Origin of the sequence: Paenarthrobacter sp. CC6 (genome assembly GCF_040560085.1) — a bacterium.
In the GTDB taxonomy this organism is placed as follows: domain Bacteria; phylum Actinomycetota; class Actinomycetes; order Actinomycetales; family Micrococcaceae; genus Arthrobacter; species Arthrobacter nicotinovorans.
Map to the genome: position 1 here is coordinate 14384 of NZ_JARDAN010000002.1, position 17989 is coordinate 32372.

The 17989-nt window shown below is 63.6% G+C and carries 18 protein-coding genes and 1 pseudogene; 6 read left to right on the forward strand and 13 right to left on the reverse strand.

Annotated features, from left to right (window positions below; genetic code table 11):
- The first annotated feature begins 46 nt into the window (after positions 1–46).
- Positions 47–721 (forward strand): hypothetical protein, encoded by a 675-nt coding sequence (locus PV760_RS01470; protein WP_354626976.1) that lies wholly within the window; start codon positions 47–49, stop codon positions 719–721.
- Positions 722–756: 35 nt separating this feature from the next.
- Here the strand turns inward: PV760_RS01470 and PV760_RS01475 are convergent.
- Positions 757–1026: pseudogene (locus tag PV760_RS01475) on the reverse strand (LLM class flavin-dependent oxidoreductase); the annotation flags it as partial.
- Positions 1027–1061: 35 nt separating this feature from the next.
- Positions 1062–1619 (reverse strand): dihydrofolate reductase family protein, encoded by a 558-nt coding sequence (locus tag PV760_RS01480; RefSeq protein WP_354626977.1) that lies wholly within the window; start codon positions 1617–1619, stop codon positions 1062–1064.
- 187 nt (positions 1620–1806) lie between these two features.
- On the opposite strand from PV760_RS01480, the gene PV760_RS01485 reads away from it, so the two are divergent.
- Together PV760_RS01485 and PV760_RS01490 are read left to right on the forward strand one after the other, a co-directional pair.
- Entirely contained in the window at positions 1807–2241 is a 435-nt protein-coding gene (locus PV760_RS01485; RefSeq protein ID WP_354626978.1) for a hypothetical protein, read from the forward strand.
- A 126-nt stretch (positions 2242–2367) separates the two neighbouring features.
- Positions 2368–3000, forward strand: coding sequence for a DUF305 domain-containing protein (locus PV760_RS01490; protein ID WP_110503785.1), 633 nt, complete (start codon positions 2368–2370; stop codon positions 2998–3000).
- A 70-nt stretch (positions 3001–3070) separates the two neighbouring features.
- Here PV760_RS01490 and PV760_RS01495 read toward each other — a convergent pair whose 3' ends face one another.
- The 9 genes from PV760_RS01495 to PV760_RS01535 form a co-directional block, all read right to left on the reverse strand.
- Positions 3071–4015: an ABC transporter permease gene (locus tag PV760_RS01495; protein WP_018776824.1), complete on the reverse strand. Its 945-nt coding sequence runs from the start codon at positions 4013–4015 to the stop codon at positions 3071–3073.
- Complete coding sequence (locus PV760_RS01500) at positions 4005–4736, reverse strand: ABC transporter ATP-binding protein (protein ID WP_018776825.1); 732 nt, start codon at positions 4734–4736, stop codon at positions 4005–4007. Before PV760_RS01500 ends, PV760_RS01495 begins: the two co-directional genes overlap by 11 nt.
- Positions 4737–4835: 99 nt before the next feature.
- Positions 4836–5987, reverse strand: a complete 1152-nt coding sequence (locus PV760_RS01505; RefSeq protein WP_018776826.1) for an ABC transporter substrate-binding protein — start codon at positions 5985–5987, stop codon at positions 4836–4838.
- A gap of 152 nt (positions 5988–6139) precedes the next feature.
- Positions 6140–7093, reverse strand: a complete 954-nt coding sequence (gene mmuM / locus PV760_RS01510; RefSeq protein WP_354626979.1) for a homocysteine S-methyltransferase — start codon at positions 7091–7093, stop codon at positions 6140–6142.
- Positions 7094–7192: 99 nt separating this feature from the next.
- Positions 7193–8611, reverse strand: a complete 1419-nt coding sequence (locus tag PV760_RS01515) for a sulfate adenylyltransferase subunit 1 (protein WP_018776828.1) — start codon at positions 8609–8611, stop codon at positions 7193–7195.
- Positions 8612–9619: a sulfate adenylyltransferase subunit CysD gene (gene cysD, locus PV760_RS01520; RefSeq protein ID WP_018776829.1), complete on the reverse strand. Its 1008-nt coding sequence runs from the start codon at positions 9617–9619 to the stop codon at positions 8612–8614. It abuts the gene before it with no gap.
- Complete coding sequence (locus PV760_RS01525) at positions 9616–10350, reverse strand: phosphoadenylyl-sulfate reductase (RefSeq protein WP_052247260.1); 735 nt, start codon at positions 10348–10350, stop codon at positions 9616–9618. The genes cysD and PV760_RS01525 overlap by 4 nt, the downstream gene beginning before the upstream one ends.
- Complete coding sequence (locus PV760_RS01530; RefSeq protein ID WP_039242596.1) at positions 10347–12089, reverse strand: nitrite/sulfite reductase; 1743 nt, start codon at positions 12087–12089, stop codon at positions 10347–10349. Before PV760_RS01530 ends, PV760_RS01525 begins: the two co-directional genes overlap by 4 nt.
- 153 nt (positions 12090–12242) lie before the next feature.
- Positions 12243–13016 (reverse strand): sirohydrochlorin chelatase, encoded by a 774-nt coding sequence (locus PV760_RS01535; RefSeq protein WP_018776832.1) that lies wholly within the window; start codon positions 13014–13016, stop codon positions 12243–12245.
- On the opposite strand from PV760_RS01535, the gene PV760_RS01540 reads away from it, so the two are divergent.
- The 3 genes from PV760_RS01540 to PV760_RS01550 all read left to right on the forward strand — a co-directional run bounded on the left by PV760_RS01540 (position 13017) and on the right by PV760_RS01550 (position 15388).
- A complete protein-coding gene (locus PV760_RS01540; protein ID WP_018776833.1) occupies positions 13017–13688 on the forward strand; it encodes a trimeric intracellular cation channel family protein in 672 nt (223 codons plus the stop codon). It abuts the gene before it with no gap.
- Positions 13689–13701: 13 nt separating this feature from the next.
- Positions 13702–14127, forward strand: a complete 426-nt coding sequence (locus PV760_RS01545; RefSeq protein ID WP_018776834.1) for a hypothetical protein — start codon at positions 13702–13704, stop codon at positions 14125–14127.
- 391 nt (positions 14128–14518) lie between these two features.
- Positions 14519–15388, forward strand: a complete 870-nt coding sequence (locus tag PV760_RS01550; RefSeq protein ID WP_354626980.1) for a type IV toxin-antitoxin system AbiEi family antitoxin domain-containing protein — start codon at positions 14519–14521, stop codon at positions 15386–15388.
- A gap of 124 nt (positions 15389–15512) precedes the next feature.
- Here the strand turns inward: PV760_RS01550 and PV760_RS01555 are convergent, their stop codons facing one another.
- Together PV760_RS01555 and PV760_RS01560 are read right to left on the reverse strand one after the other, a co-directional pair.
- Positions 15513–16616, reverse strand: coding sequence for a polyprenyl synthetase family protein (locus PV760_RS01555; RefSeq protein ID WP_018776836.1), 1104 nt, complete (start codon positions 16614–16616; stop codon positions 15513–15515).
- Positions 16617–16625: 9 nt separating this feature from the next.
- On the reverse strand, positions 16626–17969 hold the full coding sequence (locus PV760_RS01560; protein WP_079580861.1) for a geranylgeranyl reductase family protein: 1344 nt from the start codon (positions 17967–17969) through the stop codon (positions 16626–16628).
- Between the last annotated feature and the right edge of the window lie 20 nt (positions 17970–17989).

The window sequence follows — 17989 nt, forward strand, 5'->3', positions numbered from 1 at the left end:
GCGAGGCACTCGTGACGACGTTGCGGAGCTTGCCTTGGTGCGAGCGATGGGTTTGTTCGAGGAATTCCTAGGAGACCTCTTTTTCCTCGGCATGCTCGGGAAACTTGGGGCGGAAGTCGTTCCCATCGTTTCAGCTCAAAATGAAGACGAAGCCACGCTTCTCATCGCTGGCTCTGATTCCGGAGACGCGAAATACATCTCATGGATGCCCCTGAAGGAAAAGACTTTGAAACGTGGGGACCGGCTCTTTACAAATGGGCAGCCGTTCTCGCGGTTGTCCAATCGATCAAGTGAGAAGTCCGCGATCAGCGACTTAACCGTCGTCCGGAATCGCATCGCGCATGACAGTCCCGTCGCAAGATCTAAATTTGTCGACCTCTCAAAGAGCAAGGGGTATCCACACACTCGCGCTGCTGATTACTTGATGAGCAAGCGAGGGAACGACAGCGAAATACTTCTTGGCCTTGTCCGACTCCAGTCAATAGGCGAAGGCCTTGCAGAGCCAACCGAAATTGGGGCGCGCGCCTACTTGGCTGCAGAGGACGCATACGAACCGTCCGTTTTGGCTCCCCCCGGCAACTACCAGTGTGGTAGGGGCGGGCATCCCCAATCTACAACGGTCTATACGACTCTCGGTAACTGTCCAGAATGCCCGCGACCGGTGAGGTGTACCGAGTGCGGCCGCGCCGATAAATTGAAAACTCTCTGGGTCCGCCTCTGAAGTCTTAGTCACAGGCTTGCAAGTTAGATATTGCGCAGCGGGTTTTCGTAGCGCATGTCGATCACGCCGGTGCCCATCTCGATACGGCTGGTCCGAGCTGCGATGGCTGCAAGAAGGGGGAACGGCGAGGCCTGCTGGCGCGCAAAGTGGTGCACTCGGAAGAACGCGCCGTCGATACCCGTTTCCTCCGCGGCGACGGCCAGTTCAATCGCTTGCTTCAGGGCCTCGCCGGCAGTGGGAACCAAGGAGCCGGGGACGCGGGCCCAATGGCCAAAGGACAGGAAACCGATCCGTTTGTTGTGCATGTCCGGAACAACGCTGGCCGGCGCCTGCTCATTCCTCAATCAGCACGGCGGTAATGCATGGCGACCGTGCCGTTGCTCAAAGGCTCCGCCGAGACCAGCTCCAGGCGCCGGGTGGCGGGCAGTCCCTCGTGATACAAGGTGGGGCCATGGCCGGCGATGAAGGGATGGAGCAGGAATTTGTACTCGTCGATCAGGTTCAGCCGGTCCAACTCGGTGGCGAGCTTTCCGCTGCCGATCAGCACCCCCGCAGGAGTCCTGTCCTTGAGCTCCTGGACCGCCGCTCGGAGGTCGCCCGTGACGTGGTGGCTGTTGGTCCACGGGAAATCACTTCGGGTAGCCGACACGACATACTTCGGCTTGGTTTCCAATGTCAGGGCCCACTCGCGCAGCGCCGGCGGGGCATCGATTTCCCCGCTGGCTACCAGCGGCCAGTAGCTTTCCATCATCTCGTACGTGGTGCGGCCCCAGAGCATCGCGCCGCTCCGGTCCAGGAGCCGGGTGAAAAGGGCGTGCGTTTCGTCATCGGCGATGCCCTCCCGATGGTCGACGCAACCGTCCAAGGTGACGTTGATGCTGAACGTTAGAAGGCCCATTCGCCGATTCTAGGGCTACCGGCGGATCGACGCAGCAGGGTCGAGGTGTTCCTTTTCGGGATTGCCTGATTCGCCGGGTCAGGCAGTGTTCCGGTTGAGGCGCTGCACACTGTGAATGACTCGACGCATATACCCTCCAGGGGTATACTGGCCGTGTCCGGAGCAAGGGGAAGGAGCACAGGTAAACGTGTCCAATCGCCTGTCCTACCGGACTTTTGCGGCTTTTCCACGGCGGGCCTCACTCCTGCTGCTGGTGGCCGCGGTCATCGCCGGCATCTTCGGGATGCACGTGGTCAACGGATCCCATAGCACGCACGCATCCACCGCAGCCGCAACGCTGCCGACGGCCGCTGCGGCCCACCACACTCATGGCTCTGCGCAGCACCTTTCGCAGACTCCGCTTGCCGAAGCAGACAAATGCACGTCGGGAAGCTGCGCCTGCTCCCAGGCCGCCGGCGCCACTTGCACCCCTTCCCTGAAGACGGGTTCCCTCGCTGCATCGGCTCCCGGCGACGCCGTCGCCGCCGATTCCCCTGACCGGGGACATGACGAGCCCCAGCCATCCTGGTCCTATCAACCTGCAGGCCCCACCCCGGGGCAACTCAGCATCAGCAGGACGTAAGCACTGGACAGGGTCGCCGACTGGCAACCCTGCCGTACCCCCGACGCCCTAAAGCCTCGGGGCACTCATCTGCTTACCCTTGGCGGCATTAATGAGCCGCCTGAATTGGCAAAGGACCATTCACTGATGAATAAAACACGCTTTACTGTCACGGGGACTGCCCTTGCGGCCCTGATCGCGCTGGCCGGCTGCGCATCGACCCCTGGCTCCGATTCGATGCCCGGCATGGATCACGGGATGTCGGGACCCTCGGCCAGCCCTTCACCAGGCAACGGCTCCGCGGGCAGCTCTGATACAGCCCACAACGCGGCGGATGTCATGTTCGCCCAGATGATGATTCCGCACCACGCACAGGCCGTGGAAATGTCGGACGCGATCCTGGCCAAGAAGGATATTCCTGCGTCGGTGACGCAGTTGGCCGTTCAGATCAAGGCGGCCCAGGCACCCGAAATCCAGAAGATGACGGCCTGGCTGGAGGGCTGGAACATGCCCGTCATGGCGTCCTCCGGGCACGCAGGACACGGTATGGACGGCATGCTGAGCGAGGCCGAACTCCAGAAGCTCAAGGACGCCCAAGGTACGGAAGCGGCCAAGCTCTACCTGACCCAGATGATCACTCATCATGAAGGTGCGGTGGCCATGGCCAAGACCGAGATCGCTCAGGGCAAATATCCGGAGGCAATCCAGCTGGGACGCGACATCGTGACGTCGCAGGAGCGGGAGATCCAGGACATGAAGGGGCTGCTGGCCGGTCTCTAACGCGCGGTAACGTCAACGCCCGACGGCGGGAGGCCGCCGTCGGGCGTTCCGAACAACAACGCTCTCGGAGTTAGCGCGAGCTGCCTGCCAGCAGACCCCTGCGCTGCAGGAGGCGCTTCTCGATCGGCCCGAACACCAGGAGCTCGATCAGGATGCCCACGAACAGGATCAACAGGATCGCGGCCATGACGATAGCCATATCGGACAACGCGCGGCCCTGGTCAAGGAGCGAGCCCAGGCCGAAGCCGATGGTGCCACCCACAGCAATGATTTCGGCGGCCATCAGTGAGCGCCAGGAGAAGGCCCACCCTTGCTTCAAGCCACCGATGTACCCGGGAAGGGCCGCGGGAAGGACGATCTGCAGCGCCATCTGGAGCCGGTTCGCACCAAGGACGGTTCCAACGCTGCGGTACTGCGGCGGGATCTGGTCGACGCCGGAGATGAGCCCGTTGATGATGGACGGGATGGCGCCCATGAGGACCACAAAGTACACGGTTGCGTCCGTCAAACCGAACCAGATGATGGCGGCGGGAACCCAGGCCACTGACGGCAACACCTGAAGACCGGAAATCAGCGGACCGAAGGCACGCCGCAAAGGCGCAACCTGGGCAAGCAGCAAGCCCACGGGCGTGGCGACGACGACCGAGATCAGGAAGCCAACCAAGCCGCGCTGCAACGAAGTCCACACGGATTCCTGGACCTTGCCCTCACTCCACAGGACCACAAGCTGGTTGAGCACATCAAGAGGACCGGGAACCTGGTCACGGCGCTTGAGGCCCAGCGACACGTAGAACTGCCAGGCGAGGATGAGGACCACCAGCGCCACGACGGGAAGGAGGACACGCTTCCAGTCGATGCCTCGCTTGCCCCCGACGTCTGACTGGAGGTTGTCCAAACCTGCTTCGAGGTCGCGGAGATCCGAGGCATTGCCCTTCAGCGACGGCGACGTGATGTGTTCTTTGGATTCAGTCACGGGAAGGGTCCGCTCTTCGGTGGTGATGGGGTTACTTGGCATGGCGGCGGATCTCCTCGCGAAGGCGTCGGGTAATGACACCGGTCAACTCCCCGGCACGGCCGGCGTCGGTCCGGTGTTCCTCGGTGACTTCCCATTCGGCCACTACACGACCCGGACGCGACGAAAGCAACAGCACGCGCTGGCCCAGGCGAACGGCTTCACGGACGTTGTGGGTCACGAACACGATGGTCCGGCCGGTTTCCTTCCAGATGCGCTCAAGCTCATCGTGGAGGAGGTCCCGGGTGATGGCGTCCAAGGCGGCAAAAGGCTCGTCCATCAGCAGCAGCTGCCGGTCCTGTGCCAGTGAACGCGCCAAGGCCACGCGTTGCCGCATGCCGCCGGAGAGCTCGTGGGGACGCTTGTCCCCGGCGCCGCCCAAGTGCACGAGTTCCAGCAGTTCGTTGGCACGTTCCCGACGTCCCGCCTTGGTGCTGGACTTGTCGGCCAACTGCAGCGCAAGCTCAATGTTTCCCCGCGCGGTCAACCACGGGAACAAGGACGCGTCCTGGAACATGAAGGCGGCACCATCGCTGGGTACTTCAAGAGCGCCCGACGTCGGCTTCTCCAGTCCCGCCATGATGTTCAGCAGGGTGGACTTGCCGCAGCCGGACGCGCCGAGGAGGGCAACAAACTCGCCCTGCGCGATGGTGGCGTTGACGTCGTCCAGCACCGGGGCGCCGTCGCCGAAGCGTTTGCCCAGGTTCTCGAGTACGACTGGCATGGTCCCGTCCTTCGTGTTGATTGGTAGAGCTGATGTGCCTAAGGGCCGGTCCGCTCCCCCATGAGAATCGCAAGGGGAAGCGGACCAGCCCGTTACTGCTTAGTCCTGGCCAAGACCCGCGGCGGAGGTCTTCTTGCCTTCAACCTCGTTCAAGGTGCGGAGGTCGAAGATGCCGTTGATGTCGGCGGTCTTGGTGGTACCCGCGTCCACGCCGTCCTGGAGCAGCTTCTTGTACGTCCCGGCGAGCGGGTCAGTGGTGAACTTGATGTTCTGCAAAGCACGCTCAATGACATTCGCCGGAAGTGGCTTGCCTGCCGTGTCCTTGAGGACTGCGTTGATGGTGGTGGCCTTCTCTTCAGCCGAGGCCGAGTTGAGCCAGTTCACGGATTCCACGTGGCCCTTGAGGAGTGCCTTGACGGTTTCCGGGTGTTCGGCGGCGAACTTCTTGTTCACGATCAGGATGGTGGTGGTGAAGTCACCGTTCTCCCAGAGGTCCTTCTCGTCAACCAGGACCTTCGCTCCGGCTTCGAGGACCAAACGGGAGGCCCACGGCTCAGGCAACCACGCGCCGTCGAGCTTTCCGTCCTGGAAGAGCTTCAGCGACTGGGCGTTTTCGGTCGGGTTGATGTTGACGTCGCCGCTGCCGTCCGTGTTGGTCTTGAATCCCTGGTGACCCAACCAGGCGCGCAGTGCAACGTCCTGGGTACCGCCGAGCTGGGGCGTGCTGAGGACCTTGCCCTTGAGGTCGGCTGCGGAGTTGATCTCCGGCTTGACCACGAGCTGGGCACCGCCGGATGCTGCGCCGGCGATGATGCTGATGGACTCGCCGTTGCTCTTGACGAAGGAGTTGATGGCCGGGTTCGGGCCGATGTAGGTGGCGTCGATGGCTCCGGCGTTCAGGGCTTCGATGGCGGCGGGACCGGCGTTGAAGATCTGGGTGGTGAGCTTGGTGTCGCCGAGGTTCTTGGCGAAGATGCCCTTGCTGGTACCGACCAGGGCCGGACCGTGCGTGACGTTGCTGAAGTAGCCGAGCTTGAGCTCCGCCGCCGGTGTGGTGGCGGGGGCCGGCGCAGCCTGGTTGCTGTTGGAAACTGCGGAGGCCACTGCCGCGCCTGCACCGATCAGCAGCACGAGGCCGACGGCCAGGGCGATCTCGATGGTGCGGCGGCGCTTGGGCTTGGGTGCGGTCTCACCGGCGACGATGCGGGTGGTACCGGAATCGGGTTTCTGTGACTCGGGTGTGTTTGCCATGGGGGGTCCTTATGAGAAGTGGGATGCGAATGGGGCGAAGATCAGGCCCCGTGACATCGCCCGTGTTGGGCAAGGAAGGACCATTCCGGAGAGGTCATGCCTTCACAGTAGGGACTGTCATATTTCCGCTTCAATCCCGCAGAAACCAAGGTTCACGAAGGTTCACGTGGCGTCATATTCGCGGCAAGCTCTTCAATGTCGCGCGGAGTTGTGCGGCAGCAGCCACCTATGAGATGGGCTCCACGATCCCGCCAGTCCGCAGCGTTGCCCGCCAGCGTGCCGCCGCCCTGGACACCCTGGGACGGTCCCCACGTTTTCGTCACGGCATCGTAGGTCTCACCCGAATTCGGGTACGCCACGAGTGGTTTGCCGGAGGCCTGCTGAAGGTTGCCGAGCGCCTCCGACACCAGTTCCAGCGGCACGCAGTTAATGCCGACGGCGGCCACGCGCGGTTCCGCGCTGAGCAGCGCAGCCACCTGCTCCAGCGGCGTTCCGTCACTGATGTGGCCGCTGTCCCGCAGCGTAAACGTAAACCAGGCTTCGACGTCGAACTCCGCCACGAGCGCCAACAGCGCCTCTGCTTCGGCGTACGACGGCAGCGTCTCACACGCCAGGAAATCCGCGCCGGCCTCTACCAGCGCCGCGATCCGTGGCCGGTGGAAATCCTGGAATTCCGCGGCGGAAAGCGTGTAATCGCCCCGGTACTCGGAGCCGTCGGCAAGGTAGGCGCCGTACGGTCCAACGGATCCGGCTACCAGCAATGGCCCATTCGCAGAACCCTCCGCCAAGGCTTCCTGTCGCGCCTCATCGGCCAAGCGGACGCTCAATGCTACCAGTTCCAAGGACTCCGGAACGGAAAGCCCGCGCCGCGCGAAGCCCTGTGGGGTCGCCTGGTAGCTGGCTGTGATCGCCACGGAAGCGCCGGCGTCGAAGTAGTCGCGGTGGACCTGTTTGATCAGGTGCGGCTGTTCCAGCAGGACCTTGGCAGACCACAGGGCATCTTCCAGATCGCAGCCGTGGGCTTCCAGTTCGGTGGCCAGCGCTCCGTCCAGGACCAGGTCTGTGCCGGCCTTAAGGAGGGTGCTGAGTGTGGTGTTCTGTGGCATGGGTCCTTCCCCGGTAAAAGAAAACCGCAGCTTGTTCGTCGGTCACGCCTTACAACGTGGGGGTCGCGAACAAGCTGCGGTTTGTGACTACGTATGACCCTAAATGACGTAACGTTCGTCCTCGTGGTCGCCCGGGTGGTCCTTGACCAGACCGGCGGCCAGCGTGTTGCCGTCAATGGGGTCGATCACCAGGAATGCGCCGGTGCGGCGGTGGTGCAGGTAATTTTCCAACGGCAAAGCAGCGGCGAGCCGAAGCTGGGCATGCCCGATGTCGTTCAGTTCCAAGGTGCTGGTGGGCTCTACGGTGAAGGTAGCCAGGTCCAGCTTGCCGGTGACGTTGCGGACCAGGGCCTGGACCGTGCGCGTACCGTGCTTCACCAGGACCTTCTGGCCTTCGCGCAGCGGCTTCGGTGACAGCCAGGCCAACGATGCGTAGAGGTCGGCGGAGCTTTCGCGGACAGTCCCGGCAGCGGCGATGGTGTCACCACGGGCGATGTCGATCTCGTCAGCCAAGCGGACGGCCACGGACTGTGGTGCCGCAGCTTCCTCCAGCGACTGGCCGGCGAAGTCGATGCCGACCACCGTGGTGATGCGCGGTTCGTGGCCGGGGCTGATGACGGACACTTCATCGCCTACCTTCACGGAGCCTTCCGTGATCTGGCCTGCGTAGGCCCGGTAATCGCGGTAGGCCTCTACGTCGAGCCCGCCGGCCACAGCATCAGGAGCCAAGGCCCCCTGCGGACGGATGACCAGTTGTACCGGGAAGCGGAAGCTCTCCAGTTCGGCTTCGAGCTCGTCGGCGGCGGGAAGAGTTTCGAGGACCTCCAGCAGCGCAGGGCCGGTGTACCAGGGGGTACGGTCCGAGCGGTCCACTACGTTGTCGCCATCCAGGGCGGACACCGGAACCACGAAAAGATCGGTCACCCCGCCCGCATTCGAATCGTCACGACCAAGGCCAAGCTCACGGCCGACCTTCTGCACATCAGCCTCGATGTCGCGGAACACCTGCTCGCTGAAGTCCACCAGGTCGATCTTGTTGACCGCCACAATGACGTGGGCCACGCGCAGCAACTGCAGCACGGAGAGGTGCCGGCGGGTCTGCTCCAGCACACCCTTGCGGGCGTCAATGAGTACGACGACGGCATCCGCGGTGGACGCGCCGGTCACCGTGTTCTTGGTGTACTGAACGTGGCCGGGGCAGTCGGCAAGGATAAAGCTGCGGCGGTCCGTTGCGAAGTACCGGTAGGCCACATCGATGGTGATGCCCTGCTCACGCTCGGCGCGCAGGCCGTCTGTCAGGAGGGCGAGGTCGATTCCGCCCTTCTCACCACCGAAGCCGCGGTCGGCAGAGGTGCGGGCGACGGCGTCGAGCGTGTCGGCAAGGATCGCCTTGGAATCGTGAAGGAGGCGGCCCACCAGAGTGGACTTGCCGTCGTCGACCGATCCGGCAGTGGCGAAACGGAACAGGGTTGTGGGCAGGGCTGTTTCCAGCCCGGCAGCCAATGTTTCGGTGCTCATTTAGAAGTAGCCGTCCTTCTTGCGGTCTTCCATGGCGGCCTCGGAGATGCGGTCATCTGCCCGGGTGGCGCCACGTTCTGTCAGGGTGGAGGCAGCGACTTCAACTACGACGTCGGCCACGGTGCGTGCGTCGGACTCGACCGCACCTGTGCAGGACATGTCGCCCACGGTCCGGTAGCGGACCAGTTTGGTGATGACGTCCTCGTGGGGCAGCGGCTGGGAAACTTCGCCCACTGCACGCCACATGCCGTCGCGGGCGAAGACTTCACGCTCGTGTGCGTAGTACAGGCTGGGAAGTTCGATGTTCTCGCGCTCGATGTAGCGCCAGATGTCCAGCTCGGTCCAGTTGCTGATGGGGAACGCACGGACGTGCTGGCCCACCGTGTGGCGGCCGTTGTACAGGTTCCAGAGTTCGGGACGCTGGTTGCGCGGATCCCACTGGCCGAATTCGTCACGGAGGCTCAGGATGCGCTCCTTGGCGCGGGCCTTGTCCTCGTCGCGACGGCCACCACCGAAAACGGCGTCGAACTTGTTGCGCTGGATCGCGTCCAGCAGCGGGACGGTCTGCAGCGGGTTGCGGGTGCCGTCGGCACGCTCAGCCAGTTCGCCGCGGTCGATGAACTCCTGCACCGAACCGACAACCAGCTTCAAACCGAGGCGCTCAACGGTGCGGTCGCGGAAGTCGATGACCTCCGGAAAGTTGTGGCCGGTATCGACGTGCAGCACCGGGAAAGGGACCTTGCCGGGCCAGAACGCCTTGGTGGCCAGGTGCAGCATAACCACGGAGTCCTTGCCGCCGGAGAACAGCAGCGCAGGCTTCTCGAATTCGGCAACTACCTCACGGATGATGTGAATTGCTTCGGACTCAAGGGTGTCCAGTGAGCTCAGGCGCTCAGCTGAAGGGCCGCCGTGCCCGCTTCGCGATGCCCGCCACGCCGCGGCGGCCCCTTCAGCTTCGCTCTGCAACTGGTTCAACTCGAGGTCCTCGCTGGTTGTTTGAGTGCTCATGTGTGTAGTCCGCATTCTGTCTTGTCGGAACCTGCCCAGCGGCCGGCTCGGGGGTCTTCGCCCGGGGCCACTTTGCGGGTGCAGGGCTGGCAGCCGATGGACGGGTAGCCCTGGCTCAGGAGGGGGTTGACGGGGAGGATGTTGTCCTCGGAGTACTCCAGCAACTGATCGAAGGACCAGTCCACCATCGGGTTCACCTTGACCAGGCCGAAACCTTCGTCCCAGGTGACCACCGGTGTGTTGGTGCGGGTGGGGGCTTCATCGCGACGGACGCCGGTGAACCACACCTCATAGCCGGACAGCGAGCGGCGCAGCGGCTGGACCTTGCGCAGCGCGCAGCACTGTGCGGCGTCCCGGGCGAACAGATCCTTGCCCAGCAGGCGGTCCTGCTGTTCCACGGTGTTCTCCGGCAGGACGTCCACGACGTTGACGCGCAGGTTGGCAGCTACTTCGTCGCGGGTCTCGTAGGTTTCCTTGAAGTGGTAGCCGGTTTCGAGGAACAAAACGTCGACGCCGGGAAGCTGGTCCGCGACCATGGCCGGCAGGACGGCGTCGGCCATGGAGCACGCCACGGTGATGGCGGGCAGTTCGAAGTTCCGTGCCACCCAGGCGATTGCCTCCTGGGCCGTGGCGTTCCAGCCAAGCTCCGCGGCACCGGCTTCGGCCAGTGCCTTCAGCTCTTCCGGAGACCGCAGGGTACGCACGGCCGGAAGCGTTTGTGGATCTGTCATTGGAGGTCTCCTTCATCTGCGGAGTGTGCCCACTCGGCGAAGGTCTGGCCCTCGGCGCCGACGGCGACGAACTTGCGGACCACGCGCTCCACGTAATCGGGCAGGTCTTCCACCGTGACCTTGAGGCCGCGGACGGTGCGTCCCAAACCGGCTTCCTCGCGCTCGTTGTTCGCCAGCCCGCCACCGAGGTGGACCTGGAAACCCGGGGTGGGGTCGCCGTCGGGCGTTGGCAGCATCATGCCCTTCAGGCCGATGTCGGCCGTCTGGATACGTGCGCAGGAGTTCGGGCAGCCGTTGATGTGGAGGGACAGTGCCGAGGGCAGCTGCTTGGTCTCCACGAGGTCGGCCAAGCGGCGTTCCAGCTCGGCGATAGCGGTAGCTGCCGTGACCTTGGTTTCGACGATGGCCAGCTTGCAGAACTCAATGCCCGTGCAGGCAATGGTGCCGCGGCGGAACACGGACGGGCGGGCGGACAGGCCCAAGGTGTCCAGTTCAGCGATGAGCGGCTCCACCTGCTCCTTGGCCACGTCCAGGATGACGAGCTTCTGGTGGGGAGTTGTGCGCAGGCGGTAGGAACCGTGCTTTTCCAGGGTGTCGGCCAGCGTCACCAGTGCCTCGCCGGACGTGCGTCCCACGGTGGGGGTTACGCCGATGAAGAACTTGCCGTCCTTCTGCTCGTGCACGCCGATGTGGTCACCCGGGGCGTTGGGCTTGGGCGCGGCAGGGCCGTCCGGAAGCTTGAAGCCAAGGTATTCGTCTTCGAGGATCTGGCGGAACTTGGCCGGGCCCCAGTCGTTCATGAGGAACTTCAGGCGGGCCTTGGTGCGCATCCGGCGGTAGCCGTAGTCACGGAAGATGCTGGTGACGCCCAGCCACACTTCAGCGGCGACGTCGGCGGAAACGAACACACCCAGGCGTTCGGCCAGGCGGGGGTTGGTGGACAGGCCGCCGCCAACCCAGAGGTCGTAGCCGGCGCCAAGCTCAGGGTGGACAACGCCCACCAGGGCGAAGTCGTTGATCTCGTGCACGACGTCCTGGGACGGGTGGCCCGTGATGGCGGTCTTGTATTTACGCGGCAGGTTGGCGAGCTCGGGGTCGCCGATGAAGCGCTCCGCGAGTTCGTGGATGAGCGGCGTGGGATCGATGATCTCGTCCTTGGCGATACCCGCAACCGGGGAGCCGAGGATGACGCGCGGGACATCGCCGCAGGCTTCCGTAGTGGACAGGCCGATGCCCTCCAGGCGGCGCCAGATTTCCGGCACATCCTCCACGCGGATCCAGTGCAGCTGGATGTTCTGGCGGTCCGTGAGGTCGGCGGAGCCTCGGGCGAAGTCCACGGAGATCTGGCCGATAACGCGCAACTGCTCGGTGGTGAGCGCACCGCCATCGATGCGGACGCGCAGCATGAAGTACTTGTCTTCGAGCTCGTGCGGCTCCAGGGTGGCGGTCTTGCCGCCGTCGATCCCGGGCTTGCGCTGTGTGTAGAGGCCCCACCAGCGGAAACGGCCATGCAGGTCGGTTCCGTCGATCGAATCGAAGCCTTCCTTGGAGTAGACAGACTCAATCCGCTCGCGGACGTTCAGGCCGTTGTCTTCCTGCTTCCAGGTCTCGTTGGCGTTGAGCGGCGCGGTGCCGTCAACCTTCCACTGGCCATGGGGCTTGGCCGCCGGGCGGGTGCGTGCTGGGCGCGAAGGGACTGCGGCGTCAGCGGACGCACCGGCTACAGCTGTATCTGTCATACATCGACTGTAGGTCTGGCCAGATTTCGCCAGCAAAGGTCCGGAAATGTTGAGTCACCTAGGGAAACATTTCGTCACGAACACGCCAGCGGCCTTGTTCCGGACAGCCTGATATGCAGGTCCCCGAAGGGCGGTTTTCCTTGCAAACAAAGGTTAGGAGAGGCTTTCCAACACAGCGTCGTAGCGTTCCAGGGCAATCTCGGCCAGAACCTTCGACGGCAGCAGCGGAGCCGCAACAACGTCGGCACCGGCCTTCGCCAATTGGTCATGGAAGTAGCCGGTGGCCAGCAGGTAGGAGGCAATGAAGACCCTGCCGTGGGAGCCGCTCGGATCGTTGGCGAGTTCGGCACGCAAGGAGGCGACGCCGTCGGGCACGTTGGGCTGGGCGCTGGCACCATAGGCGACCCGCACCTTGTTCGGCAGCAGCTCCCCCAGCAGGCGAGCCTGCTCCTCCGAGTCCACCGATCCGTCCGGCAGCGACGAGCCCGCGGCAGCCAGCAGGACGCCGTCGTTCTCTTCCAGTCCCGAGGCGCGCAGATGAGTGGCCAGCAGTTCGGCAAGCCGGGGATCCGGGCCCAGCGGCCTGGCGGCCACGACTTCGGGCCGGCTCTTGATCGCCTTGGGCACGTCGACCTTGATGTGGAAGCCGGTGGACAGCAGGAGTGGCACGACGACGGCGGCAGTCCCCTCGGGCAGGCCCTCCACCACGCCGGACAACTCGGGTTCCTGGACGTCGACATAGGCCTCCAGGACCTGGAGTCCGGGACGGAGTTCCTCGATCTCGGCCATAACCCGGCGAATGGCCGCCTGGCCCTCAGCGTTGCGGGTTCCGTGGGCGCAAGCGATCAAAACGGGGCTGTTCATGGGAGCTAGCGTAACGTTGAGCCAGCACCTGTTGTGAAGCACGTTAAGAAAGAACCAGTCCACTTGATTTCCATTGACATTGTTCTTCTCTGGCTTGACCTCATCGGCGTGTTCTTTTTCGCGGTTTCCGGGTCGCTGTTGGCCGCCCGGAAGCAGTTCGACTTTGTTGGCTCCATACTGCTTGCCTCCATCGCTGCCTTGGGCGGCGGCGTGATCCGCGACATCGTCATCAATGCCGGGCCTCCCATCGCCTTCACGAATCCCGCCTATCTGGCGCCGCCGCTGCTCGCAGCCATGCTGGTCTACTACCTGTTTTCCTCCGTCCAGCGCTTCACCTCGCTTTTGACGTTGTTCGACGCCGGCGGACTCGCCTTGTTCTGCATTACCGGCACGCTCAAAGCCATCAGTGCCGGCATGAACCCCGTGGCTGCGATCTTGCTGGGTGTGACCACGGGCGTTGGCGGCGGTTTGCTTCGCGACATCACCGCCAATGAGATCCCCACCCTGTTCAACAACCGCGACATCTATGCGCTGCCTGCCTTCGTGGGCGCTGGCTTGACCACGTTGATGTGGCATCTGGGGCTCTTCAGCGGGCTCACTGCTTGTGTCATTGCCGGTGTCGTTTTCGCGTTCCGGGTGACGGCCTGGCGACGCAGCTGGTACGTGCCGTTGGCTGTCCGGGGATGGCACCGTGCCGGTACTGGTGGGGGCGCAATTTCGGGTCCCCGGGATTAGCTAGGATAAGAGCATGACTGACATGTTCCTCGAGAAGTTCCGCGCGCTGGTCCCAAAGTATCTCGAGGATGAATGGCAGGAAGAAGACGGCCTCACGCCCGACGAACTGGACGACGCCCTCGCTGAACACTCCTTCACCATCCCGCTGGTCCTTCGCGAGTTCTACCTCGCTATCGGCGGTTGCGAGGACCTCATGGAGGCCTACCACTACTTCTGGGACCCCGAGGAACTGGAAGTCGATGACGAAGGCTTCCTCATGTTCCTTGAGGACGAGGACGAACAGTTCACCTGGGGCTTCCGCACCGCGGACCTCAGCATCCCGGATCCCATCGTCTGGCGCCGCAACAATGCCCGCGGCCAGTGGAAGAGCGAGGAAGGCACGTTCTCCGAGTTCGTCTTCGACATGTTCGAGTGGGCCTTCAACGACGACGAGGACTAGGTCCTTTTTCAGGGCGCCCCCGTGGCTTCCTGACCTTGTTTGAACGACGCGCAGCCCCTATGCAACCTTGATTGATTGCATAGGGGCTGTTTTGCGTTGAAAGAAGGTCACAAAGCCACGGGTTTCCGGGCTTAAACGGAATGGCCCCGGCTCGCTGCAACGTTACGAGTCATACGCTGCACCGAACCGGGACCACAATCTCCGTTCGCATCAGACCCACCGGAGGCATTTAGTGGATCCGTGAATAGCTTATGACAATCCTGTCACAAGCGCAACTCTTAGCGTCAACGTAAATTCAAAGATGCCGTTGCGTTTTTACGGCCCGGTGTAGTTATCCACATAGGCCGAAAAGCAGGCTCGGGGGAGTCTCCAACGCCGCAACCATAGCCTGATGGACCTCACCCAATTCCTCCGATCCAGACTCGGCGCGGCCAGAACCGCAGACTTGAAGCGGGCCGGGTTCTCTGAACGAACACTGGCGTCGGCGTTGAGCAACGGGGTGATCACCAGATTGCAGCGAGGCGTCTACGTCACCAAAGGAGCAGACCCCGACGTCGTAGCCGCCTTTCGCGCGAATGGCCGCCTGACCTGTATCTCGGCAGCGAGGTTCTACGGCCTTTGGGTACTTCGCGAACCAGAAACTTTGCACTTAAGCTGCGGCAACGGACTGCCCAACCCGCGGGTTGTTGACCACGCGGGCGTGACCCATCCCCCGCATCCCTATCTACCTGTTGCAGGCGTGGCTGACGTTCTCATTCACGCCCTTCGTTGCCGGCCGGAGCTGGAGTCCCTGGTCATGGTCCAGAGTGCTGTGAGCCAGGCGCTGCTCAGCCCGGATTATCTAAGGTCCAAACTGGCGGGTCCCCGCAATGGCCGGGCGCGGGCTGTTGTGGGGTTGGTCCTTCCCAGGGCGGATTCTTTGCTGGAAGTCCTGGCTCATGTCCACTTCACCAGGGCAGGACTCAGGGTGAAGATGCACGTGCAGCTACCCGGAGTTGGTGAAGTCGACTGCCTGATCAACGATTGCCTGGTGATCGAGCTGGACGGCGGTACCCACTTGGAAGGCAGGCAGGTTAAGAAGGACCAGTACCGGAACAACGCCAGCATGCGTGGCGGGCTGCTGGTTCTCCGCTATTACTACTCCGACGTCGTCCACCATCCGGGGAAGATGGTGGCTGAAGTGCTCATCGTGCTGGGTAACAGGGAAGCCGGGCACTTCGGACCGTCGCGGTGGACACCAAAGTGGGTGCCGGCGTCGTGATTCGACCGTCCGCCGTGGCGACCCGAGCTACTTTGGAACGAAAACGGCCGCTTTGCAACCCGAAAAGGGTGCAAAGCGGCCGTCAAGCGCCTAAAGCGGGTCAGGAAGCCACGCCCAGGAAGACTTAGCTGCTGCGGTCCACCACTGCGTGGGCGAAGTTGGTCAGTGAATCCTTCACCACACCCTCCGGCAGCGGAGCCAGGGCAGCAACGGCCTCGGCGGACCACTGGCGGGCGATCTTCCAGGACTCGTTGGTCACGGGGTGCTCGCGCAGGCCGGCCACGGCCTCAGCCAGTGCCGAATCGGAGGAGAGGTCGCCGTCGATCAGTTCAAGGAGTTCGGCAGCGGAGGTATCCCCTGCGGCAGCATCGCGTCGCAGCAACAGGACGGGCAGAGTGGGTACGCCTTCGCGGAGGTCGGTGCCCGGGGACTTTCCGGACTTGACCTTCACCCCGGTGACATCGATGACGTCGTCAGCCAGCTGGAAGGCGACGCCCACCTTTTCGCCGTACTCCACCAACAAATCTTCAAATGCCTCATCAGCGCCGGCGAAGATCGCACCCAGCTGGCCGGACGCCGCTACGAGTGAACCGGTCTTGTCGGCGATGACGGACAAGTAGTGCTCTACGGGATCTTCGTCCTCGCGGGGCCCCACGGTTTCGTGCAGCTGGCCAAGGCAGAGGCGTTCGAAGGTGCGCGCCTGGATGCCGAGTGCACGGGAGCCGAGCTCGGAGACCAGGATGGAGGCGCGGGCGAAGATGAGGTCACCGGTGAGGATGGCCACTGAGTTGCCCCAGACCTCGTGGGCGGTGGGAGCTCCACGGCGGAACGGGGCGGAGTCCATCACGTCATCGTGGTAGAGCGTCGCGAGGTGCGTGAGCTCAACAACCACGGCTGCCTGGACAACCTCGGGCCGGGAAGCATCGCCCAGGTGTGCGCACAGCAGGGTGAGCAGCGGACGGATCCGCTTGCCACCGGCTTCCACCAGGTGACGTGACGTCGCGTCAGCCAGGGGATCCGAGTTGGAGATGGCTTCGCGAAGCTTCTTCTCCACCCGGGCAAGGTTGTTGGTGATGGCAGGGCCAAGCTCGGCGTCGCCTGCAATGGCAGCAAAACCTGCGGGCAGCTGGAGGCCCGTCGCAATTGCCGTGGTGTTCAAGGAAGGCTCGGTGGAGTCCGGCAAGCCGTGCCCGGCATGCGTCCAGCTGTGTTCGGCAGAGTTCGTCACGGGTTAACCCTAACTAGTTGTTGCGGAAACCGCGGTGTCGGAGCCTGCCGGCGTCACAGCGCGGGCAGAGGAACTGTTGGACGTTGCCGGAACCAGCATCTCAAGGACCCGGATCACGCGGTCTTCGAAGCCCTTGGCGGACGGGTCGGTCAGGTTCGCGAGCATGCGCACTACAAAACGCATCAGCACGGGAATCGGCATACCGGTGCGCAGTGCGAGCTTCATCACCGCGGGCTTGCCAATCAAGGAAGCAAAGAGCCTTCCCAGCGTGAAGTGCGATCCCCACTGGTCCCGCACATAGTCCGCGTACCGGGCAAGGTGCGCGTCGGCGTCGTCGGCGGTCCACCCGGCTGAAGCCGAACGGGAGGAGGCGTCGATGATGAACTCAGCGGCAAACCGGGCCGACTCCATTGCGTAGGAAATGCCTTCGCCGTTGAACGGGGACACCATGCCGCCGGCGTCGCCCAGCAGAAGCAGCCCGGGCGAGTAGTGCGGCGTGCGGTTGAAGCCCATCGGCAGCGCCGCGCCGCGGATTTCCCCCACCTGGTTTTCAGGGGTGAAACCCCACTCCGAGGGCATACCGGCGGTCCATTCGCGCAGGACCTGCTTGTAGTCGAGCTTGCCGAATTCCTTGGACGAATTCAGGATGCCCAGGCCGACGTTGGACGTGCCGTCGCCGACGCCGAACACCCAGCCGTAGCCGGGCAGTGGCTTGCCGGACTTGCCGGGGAGTTCCAGCCAGCCTTCCATCCAGTCGTCTTCATGGCGGGGGGACGTGAAGTAAGTGCGCACGGCGACGCCCAGCGGGCGGTCGTCACGCTTGTGCATACCCAGCGACACGGCGGTTCGCGTCGAGTTTCCGTCGGCGGCGAGTACGACGTCGGCGTGGAAGTCGCGCGTTTCGCCCGTCTTGCGTCCGGACTCGTCCAGGATTGAAGCGCGGACTCCGATGACACGTCCGTCATCGGCGGTCAGTGCGGACGTGACGCTGTGGCGTTCCAGCACCACCGCACCGGCCGACTCTGCGTGGCGGGCAAGGTCCTCGTCGAAGCCAAGGCGGGTGCGGATCAGTCCGTAGGTGGGGAAATCCGCAACTTCGGGCCAGGGCAACTCGATGGTGCGACCGCCGGCAATGAGGCGAAGGCCCTTGTTGCGGCGCCACCCTTCCTCAACAGCGTGGGGCAGGCCGAGCTTCTGGATCTCGCGAACAGCCCGCGGGGTGAGGCCATCTCCGCAGACCTTCTCGCGGGGGAACGACGTCTTTTCCAGCACCGTGACGTCGATGCCCGCTTGGGCGAGGTAATACGCGGCTGTGGACCCGGCCGGGCCCGCGCCAACAATCAGTACTTTCACGTCGTCCTAAGTCAGCAGGC

Coding starts and splice junctions, on each gene's coding strand:
- PV760_RS01480 (WP_354626977.1), bottom strand. CDS start 1,619: ATGGGCCTTCTAACGTTCAGCATCAACGTCACCTTGGACGGTTGCGTC.
- PV760_RS01530 (WP_039242596.1), bottom strand. CDS start 12,089: ATGACAGATACAGCTGTAGCCGGTGCGTCCGCTGACGCCGCAGTCCCT.
- PV760_RS01550 (WP_354626980.1), top strand. CDS start 14,519: ATGGACCTCACCCAATTCCTCCGATCCAGACTCGGCGCGGCCAGAACC.
- PV760_RS01525 (WP_052247260.1), bottom strand. CDS start 10,350: ATGACAGATCCACAAACGCTTCCGGCCGTGCGTACCCTGCGGTCTCCG.
- PV760_RS01515 (WP_018776828.1), bottom strand. CDS start 8,611: ATGAGCACCGAAACATTGGCTGCCGGGCTGGAAACAGCCCTGCCCACA.
- PV760_RS01505 (WP_018776826.1), bottom strand. CDS start 5,987: ATGGCAAACACACCCGAGTCACAGAAACCCGATTCCGGTACCACCCGC.
- cysD (WP_018776829.1), bottom strand. CDS start 9,619: ATGAGCACTCAAACAACCAGCGAGGACCTCGAGTTGAACCAGTTGCAG.
- PV760_RS01500 (WP_018776825.1), bottom strand. CDS start 4,736: ATGCCAGTCGTACTCGAGAACCTGGGCAAACGCTTCGGCGACGGCGCC.
- PV760_RS01495 (WP_018776824.1), bottom strand. CDS start 4,015: ATGCCAAGTAACCCCATCACCACCGAAGAGCGGACCCTTCCCGTGACT.
- PV760_RS01470 (WP_354626976.1), top strand. CDS start 47: ATGGGTTTGTTCGAGGAATTCCTAGGAGACCTCTTTTTCCTCGGCATG.
- PV760_RS01545 (WP_018776834.1), top strand. CDS start 13,702: ATGACTGACATGTTCCTCGAGAAGTTCCGCGCGCTGGTCCCAAAGTAT.
- PV760_RS01490 (WP_110503785.1), top strand. CDS start 2,368: ATGAATAAAACACGCTTTACTGTCACGGGGACTGCCCTTGCGGCCCTG.
- mmuM (WP_354626979.1), bottom strand. CDS start 7,093: ATGCCACAGAACACCACACTCAGCACCCTCCTTAAGGCCGGCACAGAC.